Source organism: Streptomyces sp. NPDC029466 (assembly GCF_055574515.1).
In genome coordinates, this window is the sequence record NZ_JBVHZH010000001.1 from 17,406 (window position 1) to 38,894 (window position 21,489).

Genomic DNA, 21,489 nt, shown 5'->3' on the forward strand with positions numbered 1-21,489 from the left:
AGGGGGACGGGGGGGCGCCCCCGCCCCCCCCCCCCCCCCCCCCCCCCCCCCCCCCCCCCCCCCCCCCCCCCCCCCCCCCCCCCACCGCACCCCAACAGCCCCGCGCAGCGGCACCGCCCGCCGCAGGCGCAACGGCGAACAACCCCCACGGCGGGCCAGCCGAAAACGTGGGAGGAAAATCAACCGCATGGGAGACATCAGCTTCAGGCTCGTCCGCGCCGGTGAAGACGACGATTTCGCGGCCCTGGTCGAGCTGTACGACGGGGCCGCCCGTTGGATGCAGGAGAACGGGATCGACCAGTGGAAACCCGGCGGCAAGGATGAGGCGCACTTCCGGCTGCGGCAGAAGGACGGGGAGGTCTGGCTGGCGGAGGTCGCCGGGCGGCGGGTGGGGGCCTTCGAGTTGTGGTGGGAGGACGTGCCCGCGTGGGGGCCGCGGCCGCCGGAGGCGGGCTATGTGCACCGGCTGATGGTGGACCGCCGGCACGCCCCGGCCGGGGCGGGGCGGGCGCTGCTGACGCATGCCGAGCGGCGGATAGCGGGGGCGGGGCGGGCGTGGGCCCGGCTGGACTGTGTCTCCTCCAACCCGCGGCTGCGCACCTATTACGAGGGCGCCGGTTACTCGGTCGTCGGGGAGCAGTCCAAGGAGGGCGGCGGCGGCAGCCCGTACGCCGTCACCCTCCTCGAAAAGCGGCTGGGGGCCTGAGGCGCCCCCGGGTCCTTGAGCCCGATCCGATCTGTGGAGGGAAGAGTGGCTGAGTCCCGGGGCAGTGCTGCCCGGCCCGGGCCGCTGCCCAGCGGCCGGCACCACCTCAGCCGTGAGCAGGTGGTGACGTCGCAGCGGCTGCGCATGCTGACCGCCCTCGCCGAGGCGATGAAGGACAAGGGGTACGTGGGGACCTCGGTTGCCGAGATCATCCGGCGCGCCGGGGTGTCGCGGGAGACCTTCTACCAGCAGTTCCGTTCCAAGGAGGACTGCTTCGTCCAGGCCCTGGACGCGGCCACGAAGCAGCTGGCGGGCCTGCTGGAGGCCGCTCGGCAGTCGGCGGCCGGCTCTCCGGAGGCAACCCGGCAGGCGCCCCCGGAGGAGACCTTCCGCCGGCTGCTGCACCTCTATCTGCGGACCCTCACCGAACAGTCCGCCTTTGCCCGGCTGTTCCTCGTCGAGGTGTATGCCGCCGGGCCTGAGGCGATGGCCATCCGTATGGAGTGGCAGCGATGGTTTGCCGACGCCCTCGCCGAGATCTTCCACGTGGCGGACGAGGGCGGTGCGGACGAGCGGAGCTTCGGCTGCGAAGCCCTGGTCGCGGCCACCGCGCAGCTGGTGACGGCGCACCTGGTCGCGGACGACCTGACGGGCCTGCGCGGACTGGAGGATCCGCTCGTCCGGCTTGCGGTACGGCTCCTCGGCTGAACGGCTAGGGGAGCCAGGGGAAGCGCGCCAGCTGGTCCCGTAGGCCGGCGGGCAGCAGCGGCGTGAGCATCGCGCGGTATCCGGCTACCTGGTGCCGGGCCGCGGTGCGGTCGCTCTGGAACAGTGCGTGGGGCGTCTTGTTCGGGATCTGCAGTCCGGGGCCGCAGAGCGGGACCTTCGGCGCCTGACGGTGGAGCTGGTCGCCGCCGCCCGAGACGGCGTGCGGGTCGATGTCGTAACCGTGGTCGCCGGTGAAGTAGCCGACCACGCCGTTGGCGAAGCACGCCAGGTTCGTGACCGGGTTCTCGGAGTAGCAGATGCCGTCGTTGGTGTTGCAGATCTCCTTGACCGTCAGGTCGCCGAAGCCGCGCGGTCCCTTCATGGTCATGCCCGGCAGGATCGTCGGCAGGTTCGTTTCGATGCCGCCGGGGCCGCCGTCCACACCGGGCCGCCGGGGATCGCCGTAGAGCACGCCGTTGATCTGGTCGTGCGGGACGGCGTCGCTGCTGGAGAGGGCGGCCAGCTCATCGCCGGCGACGAGCGCGCCCTGCGAGTAGCCGGCGATGGTCACGTGACTGGCGGAGCATGCGCCGTGGAAGGTCTTCACCGCCGCGTCGAGCGTGGCGATGCCCTCGGCCACGGAGTCGTCCAGCGTCTTGGTGTCGCCGGGGTAGGGAGCGATGGACGCCGAGTAGTGGATTTTGGTGAACGAAACGCCTTCGGGGAGCGCGGCGTTGCTGCGGTCGTAGACCGTGGCATCGCCATCGAGGTGACCCCCGACCTCGAAGATCATCGTGTTCGGGCAGTCGGCCCGGGTCTGCGCCTGCGCCTGTGGGGCGGCCGCCAGGGCTTGCGGTGTGCTCAGCCCCAGGGCAGGCAGCGCGACCAGTATCGCGAGTAACGAGCGGGTCCTTCGCATGTGCACCTCGTCTCGAATCGGCTTGCCGGGAACGGGAGTTCCGACCCCGTGCGACGCCAAAGGTAGCGTCGAGAGAGGTTCTGCGAACAGAGGTGTTCGTGAAAGTTTGACCGCGACCGGTGCGACCGGAGGGCCGGGGGCGTCAATCAGCTCCGGCGCGTATCGCCGACGGACCGGGGGCCCGCGTGCCGCATCTCGCGGGGGCACACCCCGAAGCGCTGCCGGAATGCGGTGCTGAGCGCGCTGGAGGAGGAGAAGCCCGACGCGTACGCCAGCTCGGTGATCGTCATATGCCGGTACGCGGGCGCCCGCAGCCGGTCCCGTACCAACCGCAGCCGCTCCTCGCGGATCAGCTCGCGGGGGGTCGTCCCGGCATGCTGAAGGGCCAGCTGCACCTGGCGCAGCGACCAGCCCAGCGCCCGTGCCATGGTGGCGCCGGTCATGTCGGGGTCGGCCGCGTGCTCGCGGATGTAGCGGCGGACCACCGTCTCCACCTCGGCCAGATGGCCCGGTGCGGTGGGGCGGTCGTCGCCCGCGACGAGCATGCACAGGAGCTCGACCAGCCGGTCCGACACCGCGTCGAACTGGCCGCTGGTGAGGGTGTCGCGCTCCTCGTGCAGGCCGGTCAGCATGTCGCCTACCACCCGCCCCAGGCCGGAGGTCAGGTCGAGGCCCGTAGCGAGCGGCGACGACCGGTTCAGCCGCCCGTTCACCTCCTGAGCGGGGATCGACATGATGAACGCCCGCATGGGGTCGTCCTGGAGGATCTCGAACGGTGCGGCGAACGTGAGCAGGCACCCGGTCTCCGGCACCAGCCGTAGCTCCTGGTCGTCCTGCCGCAGCACCAGCTCTCCGGCGACCGGCAGCACCAAGCGGTAGTCCTCGTCCGGCTCGTGCCGCACCTGGCCCGCGGTCCGGGTGTACTTGATCGTGTCCGACCACCACTTGACGAGCTGATAGGTGTCGGTGCACTGCCGGATCGTGCCCGCAGGAAAGTCGTCGGTGTGCGGGTACCCATAGCTCATCCGGCTTTGATACGACGTCACACGCTCGGCCCAGAGATCGGTGCGCTCCCGCGACGCCACGTCCCGGGTCGTCCACGAATCCACCACGTAGGTTCCCAAGGCCATCGAAGACACCCTTCACCGCGGCCTTCTCACAGCGTGCACCGCCGGAGTCGGTTCTCGCGCTCACGGCATGAGGCCCCCCGGTGGTGCCGCCGAATTCTAGTGAAGGCGGTGCGGTCCGGGCAGCGCGCGCCACAGGCGGAGCGATGCGTGCGCTGACCTCGCCGTTGCGCACTGTGACAATTTCCTTACGCGCGCGGGCAATTCCGGAGGGTGATTCAGTCCTACGATCGGTCACCGGATCCGCTGTGCGCCAGGGCAAGGCGGGTCCCCGCCGGCTGAGGTGGGACGGGCCCCGCAACCGCCCCGCCTGGTGGACGAACCCGTGGGCCTTGTCCAGAGACCCCAGTACTTGACCGAGGATCAAGATGGCAAGCGACAAGCTGATCCAGAACCCGCGTGCGCAGCACAGGACATCCCGTGCCGTCCCGAGCGGTCCCGTGGCCCGTAGAGCCTGGGGACTGACGATGGCGGCAGGGGTCGCGGCCGCAAGCGTGGGAGTGTTCGGAGCCGGACCGGCGGCCGCGGACCCGTTATCGCTCGAACTCCGGTACACCTGCTCGGTTCTGGCGGCCCACGACCGGCCGGGCACGGTGAAGATCGACTCGGATGTCCCGACGTCGGCTGCGGTCGGCAGGCCCACCCCTAAGTTCGCCATCCGTGCGGCGGTACCGGTGAGCGCGGCTGACGCGAAAGGGCTGCGCAGGGCCGGCATCAAGACCATCCAGGGCACCGTGGAAGCGAAGGTCCGGGTGACAGCGCCCGAGGGCGACACCCACCTCACAGTGCCGTTCCACGTGGCCAGGACCCACGTCCCGGCGTCCGGACCGTTCGTGGTCAAGGCGACCGGCGCCGCGCCGAGCCGCACCTTCAGCCGGCCGGGCAGGGCGAAGATCTCCATCGGTGACCTCATCGTGCACGTCACCGCGAGCGGCGTCATGACGGTCAAGCTCGATGTGCCGTGCACGCTGGATCCGCGGCAACACCACGTCGTGGCCTCGCTCGGCATCGCCGGGAAGGGAACGACGGCCGGCCCGGACCCGTCCGGGACGGCTGATACGGCCACCTCCGGCACCACCGGGTCGCAGCACCCGGGCGGAGGTGGGAGGGCGGGCGCGGCCACGGGAGGCAAGGCCGGCCCCTCCGGCAACCTGGCGACGACCGGCAGCCAGGGCACCACGCGGCTGATCGCGCTGGCCGCGGGAACCGTCGTCCTGGGCACCTTGGCCGTGGCCGCCGCCTTCCGCTTCCGCTCACGCAGCAGGTGACCAGGGCGCACCCCGCCACGGCACGTCACCCGCGGTGGGGATGGCTGGCGCTGACGGTGGTGACCGTGGGGGTGGCGGTCACCATAGCCGTCCGGGCGGGTACCGGGGCGGTGGACCCGGGCGGGCTGGCGGTCGGGCTGGTCAGCCTGATGCTGGCGGTGGCGGGCCTGCACCAGGCGACGCTCTCCCAGGCGTGGCAGGACACCGACACCGCCGGACTCGCCGACCGCCTCGCCGTCGACGTCAGGAAGCGCGAGGAGGAAGCCCGCCAGAGACTCCTCGGCGGCAGCGACCGCACCATCAACGTCGAGTTCACCTTCCTGCCCTCCCCCGCCCACCACGGCACCGGCGCAGCACCCCACGGCACGTTGCAAGAAGTCGCCGCCTACTACCAGGCTCTCCGGCCCGGCCGTCTCGTCATCACCGGCGCACCCGGAGCCGGCAAAACCGTGCTCGCCCTCCACCTGATACTGCTTCTGCTCGCCGACCGCGCGCCGGGCGGCACCGTTCCCGTACGCCTGTCGTTGTCCACCTTCGACCCCGACCGGAACACGCTCGACGACTGGCTCGCCGACCATCTCACCCGTACCCACCGGCTACGCCCCACCGCAGCGGCCGCCCTGGTCGCCGCCCGGCTGATCCTCCCCGTGCTCGACGGGCTCGACGAAATGGACGCCGGGGAGACTCCCGGGCGCACCTCCCGCGCCGCGGCCGCTCTGGAGGCGATGAACCGCTACGTCCATGGCACCGCCAAGGGCCAGCTCGTCCTCACCTGCCGCAGCACTCCCTACGCCGCGCTCGAAGGTGCGGATATGTGGGCGGAGGACGCCTCCCGTATCGACATCGCCCCCGTCAGCCTGGCCGCGACCGAGGCGTTCGTCACCGCTCGCGCCCGCAAGCCGGCCCGCTGGGAACCCGTCCTGAACGCCCTCCACGCCGCCCCGGCCGGTCCACTGGCCCGGGGCCTGTCCACGCCCTGGCGGCTGACCCTGGCCCTCGCCGTTTACGACGCGCGCCACCGCGACGGCAGTTGGGCCCGTGACCCCGCGGATCTCCTTGAGCCCACCCTCCGGACCCCCGAGCAGATCCGGGACCATCTGCTGAATCTGTTCCTCCTTGCCGCCTCCTCCACAGGCGCCACGACGGCGCCCTACACCCGGCTCCAGGTACGCACCTGGCTGACGGTCCTCGCCGGCTACCTGCACGCCAACACCACCAGCGCCCGCGATGTGGCCGGGCGGCGTCTCTCGGGCACCGACCTCGTCCTCCATGAACTGTGGCCGCTCACCGGCCACCGCCGCGCCCGCACCGTCCACGTCCTGCTGACCCTCGCGCTGTGGGCCACCGCTGACCTGCCTGCCGCCCTGCTCGATGACTGGAAGGTGTACGCGGCGAATGTGACACTCATGGCGGTGGGCAGTCTGCTCATCGGAATCCCGCCGTGGCCCATGCCGTCCCGGCTGGAACGCGTCGCTGCCAAAACCCCCGCGGGACGGCACCAGCTCGTGAACGGGCTGGTGGGTGGGCTCTTCTGGGGCGGGCTCATCGTCGTGGTCGACATCGGGAATGTCGTCGGGCCGGTGATCGGGCTCGTCTACGGACTGCTGGTGGGGCTGGCCGGTGGAGCGATGGTGGGAGCCGGACTGGCGGGCGTGCTCTCGGACGCCCCCGAAGTGCGCAGGTCGCACGGAAACGCGTCGCCGCGCGGCATGGTGCGGGACGACCTCGTGACCGGGTTCGCGACCGGCCTCGTGGTCGGGCTCGGGTTCGTCCCTTTCTATTGGTTCGCCCTGGGCCCCGTATTCGCGCTCGGGGCCGTACTCATCTACATGCTGCTGTTCGGTCTCGGCGGCGGGCGTGCGCTCGCGCTCCTCTACAACCGCCTGTTCCGATGCGGTTACCGGGGCGCGCTCGACGCGCTGTTCAGGCCCTGGCGTGCGTTCGGCCCGCTGTTCAGGACCGGCGCCGGACCGGCCCTCGGCGCCGCAGGTATCCGCTACACGGCCTTCCTGCTCTGCACCCGCCGCTGGTGGTCCAGCCAGCCACTGCCCTGGCGCCTGGGCCGTTTCCTCGACTGGTGCTGCGAGGCGGGTCTGACGCGCACCGCCGGGATCGCCTACCAGTTCCGTCACCGCGAACTCCAGGACTTCCTCACCCGCGGCCACCTCCACCACGCCCCGCCGCACCAGCCGGCTTCTCCTGACCCTGACGGAAGACGGCCACCGTGCGTCCCGGAACCGTGAAGGTGCCCGAGGCGGGCGCGTAGGACGCGGTGGCGGTGGTGCGGTCGGCGCCGTGGGCCTGGACGGGGTGCAGCGCGTAGCGCTCCCCCGCCAGGTCGCGGACGGTCTGGTGCTGCCGGTCCGGGGTGGCGTTGAGGACGACGACGAGGTTGCCCAGGCGCATGGTGAGGACGCCGGGGGTCTCGTCCTTACCGGAGAGCGGGAAGGACAGCGCGGACTGGACGCGGGCGGTGGTGGGCAGGCCGAAGGCCGGTTCGGTGGCGTGGATACGGAGCAGGTCGCGGTAGGCGGCGGAGGCGCCGTGGATCGTGGCACAGCCGGGCCGGAGCGCGGGGTCAGCCAGCAGGGGCCTGGCGTAGGGCCACTTGTCCTTGTTGTCGGCGGCCGGCGGCAGCCCGCGGCCGAAGCCGTTGCCGTCGGCGCAGTTCCAGTGCAGGGCGTTGAACCAGTCGCCGCTGTCGAAGGAGTTACGGTCCAGGGACTTGGAGCGCAGGAGGTCGGAGCCCGCCTGGGAGAGCGCGGGGCCTTGCGAGAGGGCCGCGGTGGCGAGGGCCAGGACCTGCATCCGGGCGCGGTCGGCGGGGCCGGTGTTGGGCGGGAGTTTGTAGGCGAGGGCGTCGTAGAGGGTTTCGTTGTCGTGGGCGTCGGCGTAGGCGAGCGCGTCACCGGGGGCGGCGGCGTAGCCGGCCGGGGCGCCGTTGTAGTCGACCTGGGAGCCCTTGACGCGGTGGCCGGTGGTGTCGGTGAAGGTGTAGTCGGCGAGGTTGCCGGTGAGACCGACCTTGAGGAGGTCCTGGTAGTGCAGGAGCCGGGCGCGCTGCTCGGCCGGAGTGCCGTTCTCCTTCGATGAGTTGGGGTCGGTGGCCAGGCCCGAGGCGAAGCCCTGGATGCGGGGGTCGTCGTCGAAGGGGCCGCCGCCGCGCACCGCGTCCCTGGCCCGGTCGTTGAAGGTGGCGATGCCGGTGCCGGCCATGTTCCGCTGGGTGGCCTGGACGAAGCGGGCATCGTTCGCGGCCTCGCCGAAGTTCCAGCCCTCGCCGTAGAGGACGATCTTCTTGCCGTCGACGCCGTCCTTCTCCGGGGTCAGCGCGTCGAGGGCCTTCCTGACGGCGAGGATGTTGGCCTTGGGGTGGTGGCCCATGAGGTCGAAGCGGAAGCCGTCGACCTTGTACGCCTTGGCCCAGGTGACGACCGAGTCGACGACGAGCTTGCCCATCATGGTGTGCTCGGGCGCGGTGCCCGAGCAGCAGGTGGAGGTGGCGACGCTGCCGTCGTCCATGAGCCGCTGGTAGTAGCCGGGGACGATGCGGTCCAGAACGGAGCGCGCATCCTGGCCGCTCGCGGCGGTGTGGTTGTAGACGACGTCCATGACGGTACGCAGCCCGGCGCTGTTCAGCCCCTGGACCATCCGCCGGAACTCGACGGTGCGGGCCGTCCCGTCCGGGTCGGAGGCGTAGGACCCTTCCGGGACGGTGTAGTGCAGCGGGTCGTAGCCCCAGTTGTAGGCGTCGCGGGCGGCGGTCTTCCCGACGCAGTCCTGCTGACGGTCGGAGTCGGGGGCGTACGAGGCGAGGTCGCAGCCGGGACGGGCCTGGTCGGCGCGGCGCTCGGGCGCGGTGGCGAAGTCGAAGGCGGGCAGCAGATGGACGTAGGAGGTGCCGGACCGGGCGAGGGAGCGCAGGTGCCGCATCCCGTCCGAGCGCCGGTCAGTGAAGGCGAGGTACTGCCCCGGGTGGCGGGAGGTGCGGTCCTCGACGGAGAAGTCGCGGATCTGCAGCTCCTGGATGCGGGCCCGGCGCAGCGGCACCGCTGCGGGCTTGTCCAGCCGCGCCCAGCCGTCCGGGGCGAGCCGCGGGTCATCGAGGTCGGTGACGAGACTGCGGGCCGAATCGGCGGTCAGGGCGGTGGAGTAGGGGTCGGTGACCTTGTTGGTGACGGTCTTGCCGACGGTGGGCGCGAAGACCGTGACCAGGTAGCGGTACGGCTTCCCGGCCCAGTCCCGCTGCCCCTGGACGCGCCAGACACCGCTGCGGTCATCGCGCCGCATCGGGACCGTACGGCCGTCGAGCTCCAGGGCGACGGTGCGGGCGGTGGGCGCCCAGAGGGAGAGCGTGGGCCGGCCGTGGCGGCCGAACACCGGCCCCAGCGCGGCCTGTTGGGCATGGCGGCCGTAGAGGTCGTCCAGAACGCCGGGTATCTGGACGCCGGTGGTGGTGCGCCGCCCGTCGATGGTGCGCTGGGCGGCGACGAGCTTGCCGCGCAGCGCGCTACCGGCCAGGTGGCGGTCGCGGGGGTCGACGGTGAAGGCCGGGTACCCCGTCAGATGCGGATAGGCGGCCCGTTCGGACGGCGAGAGGCTGCCCGGCGCCAGCCGTATGTGATCGCCATGGGCACCGAACTCCAGCTGGGCAGCGCGGTGTTCCGCGCCCTTCCAGACGACGGTGTCACGGTCGATCCACTGGGCCAGCGCCTGCTCCGGAGGGGCCGGCGCCGCCTGCGCCGGTTGCTGCGGAGACGAGACCAGCAGGGTCGCCGCACCGAGGACCAGGGCGAGCGCGGCGGCCGGGCGCCGGCGGGACCGGCGGGTGGTGGAGGACATGGGTCATGGTTCTATCCGCGCCGATTCCCCGTTGCAAGACCTTACGCAAGACATTGCAAGGGTGTTACGTTCCCGCAGTAGCCGGTCCGGCCGACCGGAGACCCGTCACCGAACGGGCCCTACGCGCCCGGACGGTCGGACCGGCGTCCAGGAGATCGTCAACTTCGACGGTCAGCACACCCCACCGGTCGGCAGCGGCCCACGGATCACATGCAGCTCACTCCCGCATGATTGGCAAGGACGAGTCACAGCTGACACGGATTCCACAAACTTGATCATCTTTAGGTGGTACGTACTCTTGCTCGGATCGGGAAAGCGCACATGGTGCCGGTAATAGCGGTGGAAGGCGATGATGCACGCCGCGTGTTCGATCTCCAGTGGCAATGCGGCGGCATCTGCCTCCGACAGGGGAGTAAGGGCCTGATATCCCGCCACCAGGGCACTCAGCCTTTCGGGCACCAAGACGTCATCCTCCTGCGCCAGCCCGACCGCCGCCATTCCGAGGTCAAGCAGAGGATCGTCGAGAGAGATCGTTTCCCAGTCCAGTACGGACAGTTCCCCGCCGTCACGCACGATCACGTTGTCGGCGAAGAGGTCCCCATGCGCGATCGTCTTAGCACGCTCGCTCCCCGCCTCGGCGCTGCGCACCCGCTTCAGGCGCTCGGTGAGCCATGCCCCGAACTCACGGTCGGCGAAATGCGGAATGGCATCCAGTTGCTCGGGGGAAAGGCGGCGCGTGCCGACAGGAAGGTCGGCGAGCCCTTCCGAACCCGGCGCCAGGGAATGCAGTTGCGCAAGGATGCGCCCCGCCTCGGGCAGCAGGGGAATCGGAAGCGGTTGAAGCACCTGCCCCGTGATCCACTTCTTCAGGACTACCGGGCGGCCGCCGAAAGTAGTGATGAGCGCTCCGTCGAGGGCGGGAACAACCTCGGTGGTCGGTACGCCCAGCCGATACACGGCCTGCGTGTGCGTCGCCAGTCGCTGAGCGCTGACGAGGTCGTGATTGTCGAGGATGGTCAGCGTGAAGTCGCCGGAAGCGCTCGACAGGTGGAAGCTGGAATTCGCTGCACCACCCTTGAGGGGTTCCAGCTGCGAGTCCCGGAGCCCGTAGCGCTCGGACACGGCGGGCAGGTCGATCTGGTCCAGCCTGGTATATGTGGCCACCCTGCTCAGGCTCCTCTGTATGCGGCGGCTTCTCGGCGCCGATCCTCGACAATTGCAACCCAGCGTGCCCGCACCCGACTTCGCTCATCCATCCATTGGGCGCGCGGCAGATCCTCGGGCGGATCCTCCCCCGCCATCAGGTACGACAGTTCGACCAAGTAGGCGAATTCCTCTCCTCGTACGCACTCGTGCAGCCGTTCCCGTGCCTCGGCATGCAGGGCAGGCTGGTCCAGCACGGCGGCGTGGAGACAGACCGCGAAGCGCACATATGCGATGGACGACGTCAGCCCCGCTTCGCGGGCCTCGTCGACGACTTCCTCCGCGCGGACGGGCAGGTCAGTGCTGACACCGGCATCCCGGACGAGACAGGCGATCTTCGTCTGGAGCTCCGCCCACCGGATCGACACTCCTCCCAGGTCGTCCCACGCCCGCTCGATCTCCTCCCCGGCTCGTGGGCGGTCCCGGAACGCGGCAGCGAAGGCCAAGCACGCCTGCGACAGTGCGGCCTCGCCCGGCTGGTCACGCCGTAGCGCCTCATCGCGGTTGACCGCGTACGAGGAACACGCCAGTGCCATGTCCCCTTGGGTCCACCAGAGGTCGCCGAGTGCCCGATCGCGGCGGCCCTCCACGCCCAGGGCCTCGGCTGCGGCATGCACCTCAGGAAAGCGCCCCACACGACGCGCGAGGTGTACCAAGCCACGGGCCGCAGTGGGGGCCAGCCGACCCCCGGCCTCGACGACCTGCCGCATCCCCTCCAGCGAGCTCGCGAAGTTCCCGAGGTCGCGGTCACACTCCGCAAGGAAATAACGCGGCAGCTCCAACAGCGAGTCGGGCAGTTTCCCCGACGCCAGCACCACACGCAATTCCGCAGCCGTTTCACCCCGGTGACACCGCTGCCGCCGTGCGATCGCGGACAGCGTGATGGCCAGGGCATCCGCCGCACTCCCGATCCGGGCGCTGCGCCTCTGTTCCACAGCTGGGGGAGGCAGTTCGATGGGCTCCCACACGAAGTCGGCGACGTAGCGGAAGGCCGCTTCCTGGAGCCATCCGAGTTCCAGGCCATAGTCGCGGGCGATCGTCATGCCCTGTCGCAAGGCGGCGACCAGACGCCTTCGGTCGCCGTTCACCTCACGTTCCAGAGCATCGACTGTGCGTTGAGCGGCCCGCCGCCAGTCAGCCGGGCTCCAGCGGTCCTCGCTCGTCGAGTCCGCCTCGCGCATGGCATCGCGTACGAGGTTGTGCAGCCGGTAGGGCCAAGGCGCGCCGGGATCCAGGTCCACGAAGGGACGCTCGACCAACTCCATTGCGGGAGCGTCATGATCGAGGCCCGCGGCGGCAGCTGCCAACTCGACAGAGAAGGAATCCAGCAGACTCACCGCTCTGAGGACCTGCCGCACGCTCGGTGGGAGATCCCGGAAGGTTCGGGCGACCAGCGCCGGGAAGTCCAGATTGAACTCGCTCGCTACCGGGGCGCGCCCGTTCTTGCGGTACATGTCCAAGAACCGCATCACCGCGAGGTCCAGGTACAGCGGCAACCCATGCGAGTTGGCGGTAATCAGATGTCGCGCACCGTCATCCATCAGCGGCCGGCTGTCCACGGTCAGCCGCTCGCACAGGTATCTCTCGCAGTCCTCAGCAGACAGGTATCCGACCGTGTGCTGACGCGGTTCCTGCACTGCGCCACCGACGAGCAGCGGCCAGAAGTCCGGTCCCGCCCAGTCCAGCTGCCCTTCCAGTTTGGCATCGTCCCACTGCAGACGGTTTCGGCCGGTGATAACGAAGAGTGCGTTCGGCATCAGCCACACCACCCGTTGGATCAGCCGCTCGAGGTCGCGGTGCACGCGGTCCCCGACATCCTCAAAGGTGTCCAGAAGAACGACGAGTGTTGCCTGACGCTTGACCGGAACCCTGCTGAGGTCCCAGGCAAGCAGATGCGAGTAGTAGCTGAGTGCTTCCAGGTCCGGTTCAGCTTCAAGCAGGTCGGCCAGACGGCGGCACTCGGCGAGCGAGCGGACCTGGTGACGACGGTCGCGCAACGCACGGATGAGCGACCGAAGTCCCTTTCCCGCGAGTACCCCCACCGTCCCGGGCAAGGACACCGCCTGCGCGACGTCTGACAGCACTGACTGCATCTGCCGGGACAAGGATCGCGATCCCGGGAACCGGCTGAACCATGTACGGCGCCGTAGGTACTCCTCAAGCGGCTCACCGGGGTGGTTGCACTCCCAGTAGCGCTGGAACGCAAGGTCGAATGCCGGCATCGGCTCCCCCAGCTCGGCGACTGCGAGCCGCAGGGCAAGCATCAAGGACTCGAAGTCGCTGCCGGAGTCGCGGGACAAGTCGACGCGCACAGGAGCCACCCGCCCTAACTGAGGGTCCAGCGGAGGCCAGCCGACGTCGTGTGCTTCACCGTCCACGAGGTGCTCGGCGACGCCACGCGACAGCGTGGACTTGCCGATGCCGCCAACCCCGTAGAAGACAAGCACGTTACGCCGCGGCGTCTCCAGATCCTCGACGTCAAACCCGGGCCCGTGCACCGCTTGTGTATGGCGAACGAGACTCTCGACGACCGTGGCCCATTCGTCTCGTCGGTCGGCGAAGTAATCGACGGCTTTCAGCTCACGATCATTCGACCGGAATAACGCACGAAGATCCGACCTGGACACCTGGGCAACCTCCGGCTGAAGGACTCGAAATAGCCAGCCCAGCAGCTTGCTTGATGGCCAGTCAAGCAATGGTCACTCTTCGGACAGGGGTCGCGCAGGTGTGTGGCGCGGTTCAGCCGTCAGCCCGGCCCCCCGCCTGCTCCTGGGCCGGTCCCCGGACGAGGCCCGCCGGCCCCGCCGGCGCCTGCCCCTGGAGGCGCGAGCATCACAGCCCAACAGGACGCCATCAAACTTCCCGCCGGACAGGCCCGCTCAGCCCGCGCCGGTGTCGCCCTGGACTATCCCGAGTCCCCACCGGGCGTCGGGAGGACACCAAGCTGCTGAAGAAAGCCGAGGAGATCCTTGTCCGACCACTTTTCGGCGAGCTTGCCGTTCTCGATGCGATGCATCACCGTCGCGGTCATCGCGATCGGCCGGCCGGTGGCAGGGATGCCCGGGAGATCCCTCTCGTGTACGCCCCGGGCCGTCAGCCGGGTCACGACTTTGTCGCCCTCCGCGATCTGGTCCTCGATCTCGTGCGTACCGGGTGTGGCTTCCCAGAACAGCCGAAACACCTGCTTGAGCCCCTCCCGGCCGGGTGCGAAGCCTGGAAACGGTGGCGGCGAGTGGTCCTGGTAGTCCTCGGCCACGAGATCATCCATGGCATCGAGGTTGCCCGCGTCGATCTCCTGGTAGAAGCGGCGAACCAGCCTCTTGTTCTCCTCGGTGGACACGGGAACCCCTCTGCGCGTTCGCCTCGTATGCCGGAGCGGCAGATACGGCCCGAATCGTCGCCCGTCGGCTCCCCGGGCCACGCCCTCGGCGCGCCAGACCGCCGCGGACGTTCACTCGAAAGCAGCCGTGCGGGTCACTCGGCCACCGAGGGCAGAGCAAAACGTTGCCGATGCGGGCCTAGTTGCCGATGCGGCCCTAGAGGTCCAGTTCCGCGCGTACCACCTTGCCCACCGGAATCCGGTCGACGACCTCCCAGCGGGCGGCGAGCGCGGCCACCAGCGGCAGCCCCCGTCCCGTCTCACAGTCGGGCGGCGGCGGCACGAGAGCGCCGGGGGACGGCGGGCGCTTCTCGGTACGGGTGTCGGCGACCTCGATGCGGAGGGTGGCGGGGTGGGCCGCATCGGTGTCCCCACGGGCGTAGGACAGGGTCGCGAGGCGCAGTTCGAAGTCCCGGCCCGGGACGCGGCCGTGGGTCACGGCGTTCGCGGCGAGTTCGGCGACGACCGAGGCGGCGGCATCGGACAGCGCGCCGCCGTAGGGGTAGCCCCACAGATCGAGCCGGTGGACGGCGAGATGCCGGGCGAGACGGGCGCCGAGGCAGGTGGCGCTGAAGCGCTGCGTGAACACACGTACGGTAACCGGGGCTTGGGGAACCCGGGAGGTTGCTTGGGCTGGCATGCGCTCCACGGTGGCGCCCGTATGGCAGCCATGGCCAGGATTTCCGCCCCTACGGAGCTCGTACGCAGCGTCAGCGTACGAGTGCAAAGGGTAGACATCGGCGGTAACGGACCGTAACCATGGATGAGTTGTGCGTGGGGCACGACAGACGCATGGGAGGTGGCCGGTATGGCCGGCAAAGCGGGCAACAGCGAGCCCGAAACCACCGACAGCCTCAGGGCGTTCGGGGCCGTGGTCAAGGCATTCCGGGGCCGGGCGACGCTGACGCAGGAAGGTCTGGCGCGGCGGGTGGGGTTCTCCGCCGGGACCGTCGCGTCGATCGAGCAGGGGCGCCGGCTCCCGCCACCGGAGTTCATCGAACGGGCCGAGCGGGTGCTGGACGCGTTCGGGGTGCTGCGGGCGATGTCGACGCAGCTGGCGCGGCAGCCGGGATTAGCCGCGTGGTTCCGGCAGTGGGCCCGCCTGGAGGAGAAGACGATCAGCCTGTACACGTACGAATGCCGTTTGGTGCCGGGGCTGTTGCAGACGGAGGCGTACGCGCGGGAGCTGTTCGAGCACCGCATTCCGCTGCTGACCGACAAGGAGACCGAGACGCAGATGACCGCCCGACTGGACCGGCAGAAGCTGCTGCGGGACCGGCCGAACACGGCGTTCAGCTTCATCGTCGATGAGCATGTCTTTCTGCGGCGGACCGGCGGTGCGGAGGTCTGCCGGGAGCTCCTCGATTATGTGCTGGAGGCCATCAGGCTCCGGAACGTCGAGCTGCAAGTCATGCCGCTGGCAAGGGGAGTTCACGCGGGGATGAACGGGCCGATGCAGCTGCTGGAGACCCCGAGCAACCGGTGGTACGCCTACTCCGAGGGGCAGGAATCCGGCCTCCTCATTTCTGACGCGAAGACCATCAGCAACCTGCACATGCGCTATGCGAAACTGCGTTCGCAGGCTCTCACCCCCGACGACTCCCGGAGCCTGCTGATGCAGATGCGAGGAGCGCTATGAACACCACCGAACTGGCTTGGTTCAAGAGCAGCTACAGCGGCGACTCCGGCGACAGCTGCGTGGAAGTCGCCCTCTCCTGGCACAAGTCCAGCTACAGCGGGGACTCCGGCGACGACTGCGTGGAGATCGCCACCTGCCCCACCACCGTCCACATCCGCGACTCCAAGGACAAGGCCGGCCCGCAGCTCGCCGTGCCCGCCGATGCCTGGGCGGCATTCGTCGGGTACGCCGTCGAACTGGCCTGACGGCGCACGGCTTGACCCCGGGGCCACGGCGGCACGCCCGCCTGCGGCCCCGGGCTCGCGCGGTCAGCCGATCTTGACGTACCTGATGGAGACCAGCGGCCACCAGGTGGAGCTCGCCTCCGAGGTCTCACCGGGCTCGACGGCCGAGCCGTCTCCCTTGCAGTTGTCCGCGGTGTACCAGGTCACCTTCTTGTTGGTGTGATTGGTGATCGTCTTGTAGCCCAGCGACTCCCACGGCCCCGTCTTCTTGGCGAGCTTGTAGCACTCCCCGTCCTTGGGGTTGGTCAGCGTCCGCTCGCCGTTCCCGGAGAACTCCAGCGTGCCGGTCGCGGCGTTCGCGGCACCCGTTCCCAGGATCAGAAGGGAGGCGGCCATGGCGCCCATGGCCAGCGTGCGTCCCGCGTTCCTGCGCCTCTTCATGTCGTTCTCTTCCCTCCGGAATGACAGCTCGTCCGGGAAGGGACGCTAGGCAGCGGGGTTATTTTTCACCTATCGGTGGCTGTTCGCCGGCTATCGGCACCAGGGTGGAGAACAGCGGAATTGCGGGCCCCGGGGGCATCCCCGTTCCGGACCGGTCGAGCGCGGGCCGGCGATTCCTCCAGTGGCCTTTCTCGGGAGTCATATGCCCCCTGTGGGCTTTCTCGGCGGTCACATGCCCCTGACCCCAGTGGCACGCCGGACGTCGCTGAGGATAAACATGAGCACATGAATGACAACGGGGGAACCGCACAGGGTCCGCACGATCCCACCAGCTTCCGGCTGCGGCCGCCGCAGCCTGCCCACGTGCCGGCCGCGGAGCAGTCACAGGCTCCGGCCACACAGGTTTCACCGCCGCCGTCCGATCCGGGTGCGGGCCGGCTCGTGGCGGGCCGCTACCGGCTGCTGAGCAGGCTCGGGCACGGCGGCATGGGCACCGTATGGCGTGCCCGGGACGAGGTCATGGACCGCGAGGTCGCGGCCAAGGAGTCCCGTGTCCCCGACCACCTGCCGGAGCGGGAGCGGGCCGGCGTCTTCGAGCGGATGCGGCGGGAGGCACGGGCCGCGGCCCGCCTCGATCATCCCGCGGTGGTGAACGTCCATGACGTCGCCGTCGAAGAGGGACAGCCGTGGATCGTCATGGAGTTCGTCCAGGGGCGCTCGCTCGGCGATGCGCTCCAGGAGGGCACGCTCAGCGCGCGCGACGCCGCGCGGATCGGGCTGGAGGTGCTGGGCGCGCTGGAAGCCGCGCACGCCGCCGGGATCCTGCACCGCGATGTGAAGCCGGACAACGTCATGCTCGGCCGCCACGATCGCGTCATCCTCACCGACTTCGGCATCGCGCAGATCGAGGGCGAGACCAAGCTGACCGAGACCGGCGGGTTCGTCGGCTCGCCGGAATTCATCGCGCCCGAGCGTGTGTTGGGACAGCAGCCCGGCAGCGCCTCCGACCTGTGGTCACTCGGCGTCGTCCTGTACGCGGCGACGGAAGGCGTTTCGCCGTTCCGCCGCACCAACACCCCTGCCACGCTACAGGCCGTGCTGAACGCCGTCCCGGTCGCCCCGACCGCGGCCGGCAACGGCCCGCTGACCGAGGCCATCCAGGGTCTGCTACAGAAGGATCCGGCGCACCGGCCGAGCGCGGCGCAGGTGCGCGAGCTGCTCGAACGCGCTGTGCAGCCGCCGCCCCCGATCGAGCGGGCCGGTGCCCCTGAGGCCGGCAAGGGGGTCCGCATCGGCCGCAGGGCACTCGTAGGGGGCGCTGCCGGAGTCGTGGTGGCACTGGTGATGGCTGCCTATGTGGTCGTCGCGGATCCGTTCGCCGGGCCGTTGCCGGACGGGTGGAGGATGCGCCAGGAGGCGGCGCCGCTGAACGCGGTCGTCGCGGTGCCCGCCGGCTACCTCCGGATCAAGGACGACGCGGACCCCTCCGTGATCACGTACAAGGATCCCAGCGGAGCGGTGACGGTCGAGCTGGCCCGGTGGGACCACGTGCGGCAGAAGAGCGACATCTCGGGGACCGCCGACGCCCAGGCGTTCAAGGACTCGGACGCGATCAAGGGCGGCTCCTTCTCGGGGCCGGGGATCTCGATGTCCTCGGACACCAAAGCCCGCAGCAGCACGGACTCCAACGTCACGTACCAGGACCGCGATGCAGCGCTTAACACCGTCACCTACGGCACCAGCGGCACCGGCGTGGGCATCGACGGGGACGTCCCGCGCGAGGCCAAGGCGTTCTACTACCGGACCCACGCCGGTGACATGTACCGGCTGTGGGTGGACTATCCGGGCAAGGGCGACATCACCGCCCGCGGCCGCGAGGTCGCCCGGATCGCGATCGCCAATCTTGAGATCGCAAAGCCCTGAGACCGTTCCGCGCCGTCCGGTCCGGATGGCCGGCTCTTCGCCGCCGTTTCCGCTGTCGGCGGCGGAGGGCCGAACCGCCAGGGTCTACCGGCCGGCGGCCTCCGCGAGGGTGTGCGCGACCAGTGCGTTGGCGTGGCCGTGGCCCAGGCCGTGTTCGGCCTTGAGCCAGGCCACCAGCTCCATGTGCTTGGTCAGCGGCGAGGCGGTGATCAGGCTCTTCCACTCGGCTATCGGGCGGCCGTACTTCTTCTCGATCGACGGGAAGTAACTCGCGGGGCCCTGCACGCTGTTGGTCATGGGGGCAGCATGACACCCCCCACTGACAATCCGGCCGGCCCGCGCCCGCCCCTCCCCCTGCGGGCGCGCGGTCAGGTCCGCACCGGCCCCGTCGACCCCCGCACCACCAGCTCCGGCCGGAAGACGAACTCCGTTCGCTGCGGCGGGGTTTGACGTCCCTGGGCGCGTTCGTGGATCTCCTCGATCAGGGCGCCCACGGCCGCCGTCGCCATCGCCTGGACCGGCTGGCGCACCGTGGTCAGGGGTGGGTCGGTGAAGGCGATCAGCTGGGAGTCGTCGAAGCCGACGACCGAGACGTCGCCCGGGACGTGCAGGCCGCGTTGGCGGGCCGCCCGTACCACGCCCAGGGCCATCAGGTCGCTGCCGCAGACGACGCCGGTGCAGCCGTCGTCGAGCAGTGCCGCGGCTGCCGCATGGCCGCCCTCGACGCTGAACAGGGTGTGCTGAACGCGCCGTTCGGCCTGCCCCCTCGACAGGCCGAACGACTCCGCCAGCGCCGCCACAAAACCCTCGGCCTTGCGACGGGAGGGCACATAGCGGGCCGGGCCGACGGCCAGGCCGATCCGCTCGTGCCCCAGCTCGGCCAGGTGGCGTACGGCCATCCGGGCCGCCGCGCCGTCGTCGGGTGAGACGAACGGCGCGTCGATGCGGTCGTTGTAGCCGTTGATGAGGACGAACGGGACGCCGCGGGAGGCCAGCCGGGTGTAGCGGGTGGGGTCGGCGCGGGTGTCGGCGTGCAGGCCGGAGAGGAAGACGATGCCGGTGACACCGCGTTCCTCCAACTGCTCGACGAGTTCGTCCTCGGTGGCCCCGCCCGGCATCTGGGTGCACAGCACCGGGGTGTAGCCGTGGCCGGCCAGCGACTGTTCGATGATCTGGGCGAAGGCGGGGAAGATCGGATTGGTCAGCTCGGGGATGACCAGGCCGACCAGCCCGGCGCTGCGGCGGCGCAGCCGTACGGGACGTTCGTAGCCGAGCACGTCGAGCGCGGCGAGCACCCGCTGCCGGGTGCTCGCCGCCACGCCCGCCTTGCCGTTCAGGACCCGGCTGACGGTCGCCTCGCTGACGTCCGCCTGGGCCGCGATGTCGGAGAGCCGGGGGGTGGCATGGAGGTCGGGCAGGGTCACTCCTCCCACCAGACGGCGGTGTCGGCGGGGAGGGTGAAGTCCCCGTCACGGGCGTCGAGTTGGCGGGAGCTGAGCAGGATCCGGCCGGGGGCGGGGAGCGGGGCCGGGCTCTGTGTCGTGTTGACGGTGCAGATGAGGCCGCCGGGGCGGCGGAAGGCCAGGACGCCGTCGGGGGCGTCCAGCCACTCGACCGACTCCCCCGCGCCGAGGCCCGGGTGGTCGCGCCGCAGGGCGAGGGCGGTGCGGTACAGCTCCAGGGTGGAGGCGGGGTCGCCGGTCTGGGCCTCGACGGTGAGCGGGGCCCAGTCGTCCGGCTGCGGGAGCCAGCTGCCGCCGGTGCCGAAGCCGTACGGGGCGGTGTCGCCGCTCCACGGGAGCGGCACCCGGCAGCCGTCGCGCAGGCCCTCCTGGCCGCTGTCCCGGAAGAACGAGGGGTCCTGGCGGACCTCGTCGGGCAGGTCGGTGACCTCGGGCAGGCCCAGTTCCTCGCCCTGGTAGAGGTAGGCGGAGCCGGGCAGCGCCAGCATCAGCAGGGTGGCGGCACGGGCGCGGTCCAGGCCGCCGCCGAGCCGGGTGCGGTGGCGTACGACGTCGTGGTTGGACAGCACCCAGGTCGTCGGGGCGGCCACCGGGCGCATGGCGTCGAGGGAGGAGTCGATCGCCTCCCGGAGCTCGGCCGCGTCCCAACCCGCGTTCAAATAATGGAAGTTGAAGGCTTGGTGGAGTTCGTCGGGGCGGAGGTAAAGGGCGGTGCGGTCGGCGGTGGGGGTCCATGCCTCGGCGACGGCGATCCGCTCGCCGGGGAGCGCCCCGGGCCGGCTGCCGGCGGAGTACTCGTCGAGGACGGTGCGCCAGGAGCGGTAGATGTCGTGCACACCGTCCTGGTCGAAGAAGGGCAGGACCTGGTTGCCGAGCAGTTTGAGCTGTTCGCCGTGGCCCATGTCGGGCAGGCCGGGCGCCTTGACCAGGCCATGGGCCACGTCCACCCGGAAGCCGTCGACGCCCAGGTCCAGCCAGAAGCGCAGGATGGAGCGGAACTCGTCCTGGACGGCGGGGTGGTCCCAGTTGAAGTCGGGCTGTTCGGGCGCGAAGAGGTGCAGGTACCACTCTCCGTCGGGGACCCGGGTCCAGGCGGGGCCGCCGAAGAGGGACTCCCAGTCGTTGGGCGGCTCCTCGCCGTTCTGGCCCCGTCCCTTACGGAAGTGGAAGCGCTCGCGGAGCGTCGATCCGGGGCCCTCGGCCAGCCCGCGGCGGAACCATTCGTGCTGGTCGGAGCAGTGATTGGGGACGAGGTCGACGATGATGCGCAGATCCAGCCGATGGGCCTCGCGGATAACGGCCTCGGCGTCGGGCAGGGTACCGAACATCGGGTCGATGGCGCGGTAGTCGGCGACGTCGTAACCGGCGTCGGCCTGCGGGGAGGCGTAGAAGGGGCTGAGCCAGACGGCGTCCACGCCCAGGTCGCGCAGGTACGGCAGCCGGCTGCGGACGCCGGCCAGGTCCCCCATGCCGTCACCGTTGGCGTCGGCGAAGCTGCGCGGATAGACCTGGTAGATCACCGCGTCGCGCCACCAGTCGGTGGCCGGAGTGACGTGCTCAGGAGTGACGTTCTCAGAGGTGACGTTCTCAGGGGTGACGTTCTCAGGAGTGACGTTCTCAGGGGTGACGTTGTGCTGTGGAGTCATT

18 protein-coding genes are annotated in these 21,489 nt (G+C 70.3%); 7 read left to right on the forward strand and 11 right to left on the reverse strand.

What is annotated here, in order from left to right; translation table 11 throughout:
- The first annotated feature begins 187 nt into the window (after positions 1-187).
- Both ACZ4XD_RS00080 and ACZ4XD_RS00085 read left to right on the forward strand, forming a co-directional pair.
- Positions 188-706: a GNAT family N-acetyltransferase gene (locus tag ACZ4XD_RS00080; RefSeq protein ID WP_468036595.1), complete on the forward strand. Its 519-nt coding sequence runs from the start codon at positions 188-190 to the stop codon at positions 704-706.
- Between the two features lie 45 nt (positions 707-751).
- A complete protein-coding gene (locus tag ACZ4XD_RS00085) occupies positions 752-1,414 on the forward strand; it encodes a TetR/AcrR family transcriptional regulator (RefSeq protein ID WP_468036597.1) in 663 nt (220 codons plus the stop codon).
- A 4-nt stretch (positions 1,415-1,418) separates the two neighbouring features.
- On the opposite strand, the gene ACZ4XD_RS00090 is transcribed toward ACZ4XD_RS00085, so the two are convergent.
- The gene (locus ACZ4XD_RS00090) at positions 1,419-2,333 is read right to left on the reverse strand and encodes a PE-PPE domain-containing protein (protein ID WP_468036599.1); all 915 of its coding nucleotides are present in this window, start codon (positions 2,331-2,333) and stop codon (positions 1,419-1,421) included.
- Between the two features lie 146 nt (positions 2,334-2,479).
- Positions 2,480-3,358: a helix-turn-helix domain-containing protein gene (locus ACZ4XD_RS00095; RefSeq protein ID WP_468036601.1), complete on the reverse strand. Its 879-nt coding sequence runs from the start codon at positions 3,356-3,358 to the stop codon at positions 2,480-2,482.
- Positions 3,359-3,828: 470 nt separating this feature from the next.
- Between ACZ4XD_RS00095 and ACZ4XD_RS00100 the strand changes: the two genes are divergently transcribed.
- Positions 3,829-4,728 carry a DUF6801 domain-containing protein gene (locus tag ACZ4XD_RS00100; protein ID WP_468036603.1) on the forward strand — a complete coding sequence of 300 codons (900 nt, stop codon included), beginning with the start codon at positions 3,829-3,831 and terminating at the stop codon, positions 4,726-4,728.
- A complete protein-coding gene (locus ACZ4XD_RS00105) occupies positions 4,725-6,971 on the forward strand; it encodes an NACHT domain-containing protein (protein ID WP_468036605.1) in 2,247 nt (748 codons plus the stop codon). The genes ACZ4XD_RS00100 and ACZ4XD_RS00105 overlap by 4 nt, the downstream gene beginning before the upstream one ends.
- Here ACZ4XD_RS00105 and pulA read toward each other — a convergent pair.
- The 5 genes from pulA to ACZ4XD_RS00130 form a co-directional block, all read right to left on the reverse strand.
- Positions 6,880-9,570 carry a pullulanase-type alpha-1,6-glucosidase gene (gene pulA, locus ACZ4XD_RS00110; RefSeq protein ID WP_468036607.1) on the reverse strand — a complete coding sequence of 897 codons (2,691 nt, stop codon included), beginning with the start codon at positions 9,568-9,570 and terminating at the stop codon, positions 6,880-6,882. The two genes, ACZ4XD_RS00105 and pulA, sit on opposite strands and share 92 nt — an antisense overlap.
- A gap of 171 nt (positions 9,571-9,741) precedes the next feature.
- Positions 9,742-10,734: a phosphotransferase gene (locus ACZ4XD_RS00115; RefSeq protein WP_468036609.1), complete on the reverse strand. Its 993-nt coding sequence runs from the start codon at positions 10,732-10,734 to the stop codon at positions 9,742-9,744.
- 5 nt (positions 10,735-10,739) lie between these two features.
- On the reverse strand, positions 10,740-13,400 hold the full coding sequence (locus ACZ4XD_RS00120) for a winged helix-turn-helix domain-containing protein (protein ID WP_468036611.1): 2,661 nt from the start codon (positions 13,398-13,400) through the stop codon (positions 10,740-10,742).
- Positions 13,401-13,678: 278 nt separating this feature from the next.
- Positions 13,679-14,113, reverse strand: coding sequence for an ester cyclase (locus ACZ4XD_RS00125; protein WP_468036613.1), 435 nt, complete (start codon positions 14,111-14,113; stop codon positions 13,679-13,681).
- A 196-nt stretch (positions 14,114-14,309) separates the two neighbouring features.
- Positions 14,310-14,792 (reverse strand): ATP-binding protein, encoded by a 483-nt coding sequence (locus ACZ4XD_RS00130; RefSeq protein WP_468036615.1) that lies wholly within the window; start codon positions 14,790-14,792, stop codon positions 14,310-14,312.
- A gap of 168 nt (positions 14,793-14,960) precedes the next feature.
- On the opposite strand from ACZ4XD_RS00130, the gene ACZ4XD_RS00135 reads away from it, so the two are divergent.
- Both ACZ4XD_RS00135 and ACZ4XD_RS00140 read left to right on the forward strand, forming a co-directional pair.
- Positions 14,961-15,791: a helix-turn-helix domain-containing protein gene (locus tag ACZ4XD_RS00135; RefSeq protein WP_468036617.1), complete on the forward strand. Its 831-nt coding sequence runs from the start codon at positions 14,961-14,963 to the stop codon at positions 15,789-15,791.
- A complete protein-coding gene (locus ACZ4XD_RS00140; protein WP_468036619.1) occupies positions 15,788-16,036 on the forward strand; it encodes a DUF397 domain-containing protein in 249 nt (82 codons plus the stop codon). The genes ACZ4XD_RS00135 and ACZ4XD_RS00140 overlap by 4 nt, the downstream gene beginning before the upstream one ends.
- Before the next feature lie 63 nt (positions 16,037-16,099).
- On the opposite strand, the gene ACZ4XD_RS00145 is transcribed toward ACZ4XD_RS00140, so the two are convergent.
- Positions 16,100-16,456, reverse strand: a complete 357-nt coding sequence (locus ACZ4XD_RS00145) for a hypothetical protein (RefSeq protein WP_468036621.1) — start codon at positions 16,454-16,456, stop codon at positions 16,100-16,102.
- A 285-nt stretch (positions 16,457-16,741) separates the two neighbouring features.
- On the opposite strand from ACZ4XD_RS00145, the gene ACZ4XD_RS00150 reads away from it, so the two are divergent.
- Positions 16,742-18,379 carry a serine/threonine-protein kinase gene (locus ACZ4XD_RS00150; protein ID WP_468036623.1) on the forward strand — a complete coding sequence of 546 codons (1,638 nt, stop codon included), beginning with the start codon at positions 16,742-16,744 and terminating at the stop codon, positions 18,377-18,379.
- Positions 18,380-18,463: 84 nt separating this feature from the next.
- Here the strand turns inward: ACZ4XD_RS00150 and ACZ4XD_RS00155 are convergent, their stop codons facing one another.
- From ACZ4XD_RS00155 to ACZ4XD_RS00165, 3 genes are all read right to left on the reverse strand, one after another.
- Complete coding sequence (locus ACZ4XD_RS00155) at positions 18,464-18,676, reverse strand: DUF4287 domain-containing protein (RefSeq protein WP_468036625.1); 213 nt, start codon at positions 18,674-18,676, stop codon at positions 18,464-18,466.
- 71 nt (positions 18,677-18,747) lie between these two features.
- Positions 18,748-19,815: a LacI family DNA-binding transcriptional regulator gene (locus ACZ4XD_RS00160; protein ID WP_468037154.1), complete on the reverse strand. Its 1,068-nt coding sequence runs from the start codon at positions 19,813-19,815 to the stop codon at positions 18,748-18,750.
- Entirely contained in the window at positions 19,800-21,488 is a 1,689-nt protein-coding gene (locus ACZ4XD_RS00165; protein ID WP_468036627.1) for a glycoside hydrolase family 13 protein, read from the reverse strand. Before ACZ4XD_RS00165 ends, ACZ4XD_RS00160 begins: the two co-directional genes overlap by 16 nt.
- Position 21,489 lies beyond the last annotated feature (1 nt).

Bases quoted from the DNA above. Each gene is read 5' to 3' on its own strand.
- ACZ4XD_RS00080 (WP_468036595.1), top strand. From the start codon at position 188: ATGGGAGACATCAGCTTCAGGCTCGTCCGCGCCGGTGAAGACGACGAT.
- ACZ4XD_RS00090 (WP_468036599.1), bottom strand. From the start codon at position 2,333: ATGCGAAGGACCCGCTCGTTACTCGCGATACTGGTCGCGCTGCCTGCC.
- ACZ4XD_RS00095 (WP_468036601.1), bottom strand. From the start codon at position 3,358: ATGAGCTATGGGTACCCGCACACCGACGACTTTCCTGCGGGCACGATC.
- ACZ4XD_RS00100 (WP_468036603.1), top strand. From the start codon at position 3,829: ATGGCAAGCGACAAGCTGATCCAGAACCCGCGTGCGCAGCACAGGACA.
- pulA (WP_468036607.1), bottom strand. From the start codon at position 9,570: ATGTCCTCCACCACCCGCCGGTCCCGCCGGCGCCCGGCCGCCGCGCTC.
- ACZ4XD_RS00130 (WP_468036615.1), bottom strand. From the start codon at position 14,792: ATGCCAGCCCAAGCAACCTCCCGGGTTCCCCAAGCCCCGGTTACCGTA.
- ACZ4XD_RS00135 (WP_468036617.1), top strand. From the start codon at position 14,961: ATGGCCGGCAAAGCGGGCAACAGCGAGCCCGAAACCACCGACAGCCTC.
- ACZ4XD_RS00140 (WP_468036619.1), top strand. From the start codon at position 15,788: ATGAACACCACCGAACTGGCTTGGTTCAAGAGCAGCTACAGCGGCGAC.
- ACZ4XD_RS00145 (WP_468036621.1), bottom strand. From the start codon at position 16,456: ATGAAGAGGCGCAGGAACGCGGGACGCACGCTGGCCATGGGCGCCATG.
- ACZ4XD_RS00150 (WP_468036623.1), top strand. From the start codon at position 16,742: ATGAATGACAACGGGGGAACCGCACAGGGTCCGCACGATCCCACCAGC.
- ACZ4XD_RS00155 (WP_468036625.1), bottom strand. From the start codon at position 18,676: ATGACCAACAGCGTGCAGGGCCCCGCGAGTTACTTCCCGTCGATCGAG.
- ACZ4XD_RS00165 (WP_468036627.1), bottom strand. From the start codon at position 21,488: ATGACTCCACAGCACAACGTCACCCCTGAGAACGTCACTCCTGAGAAC.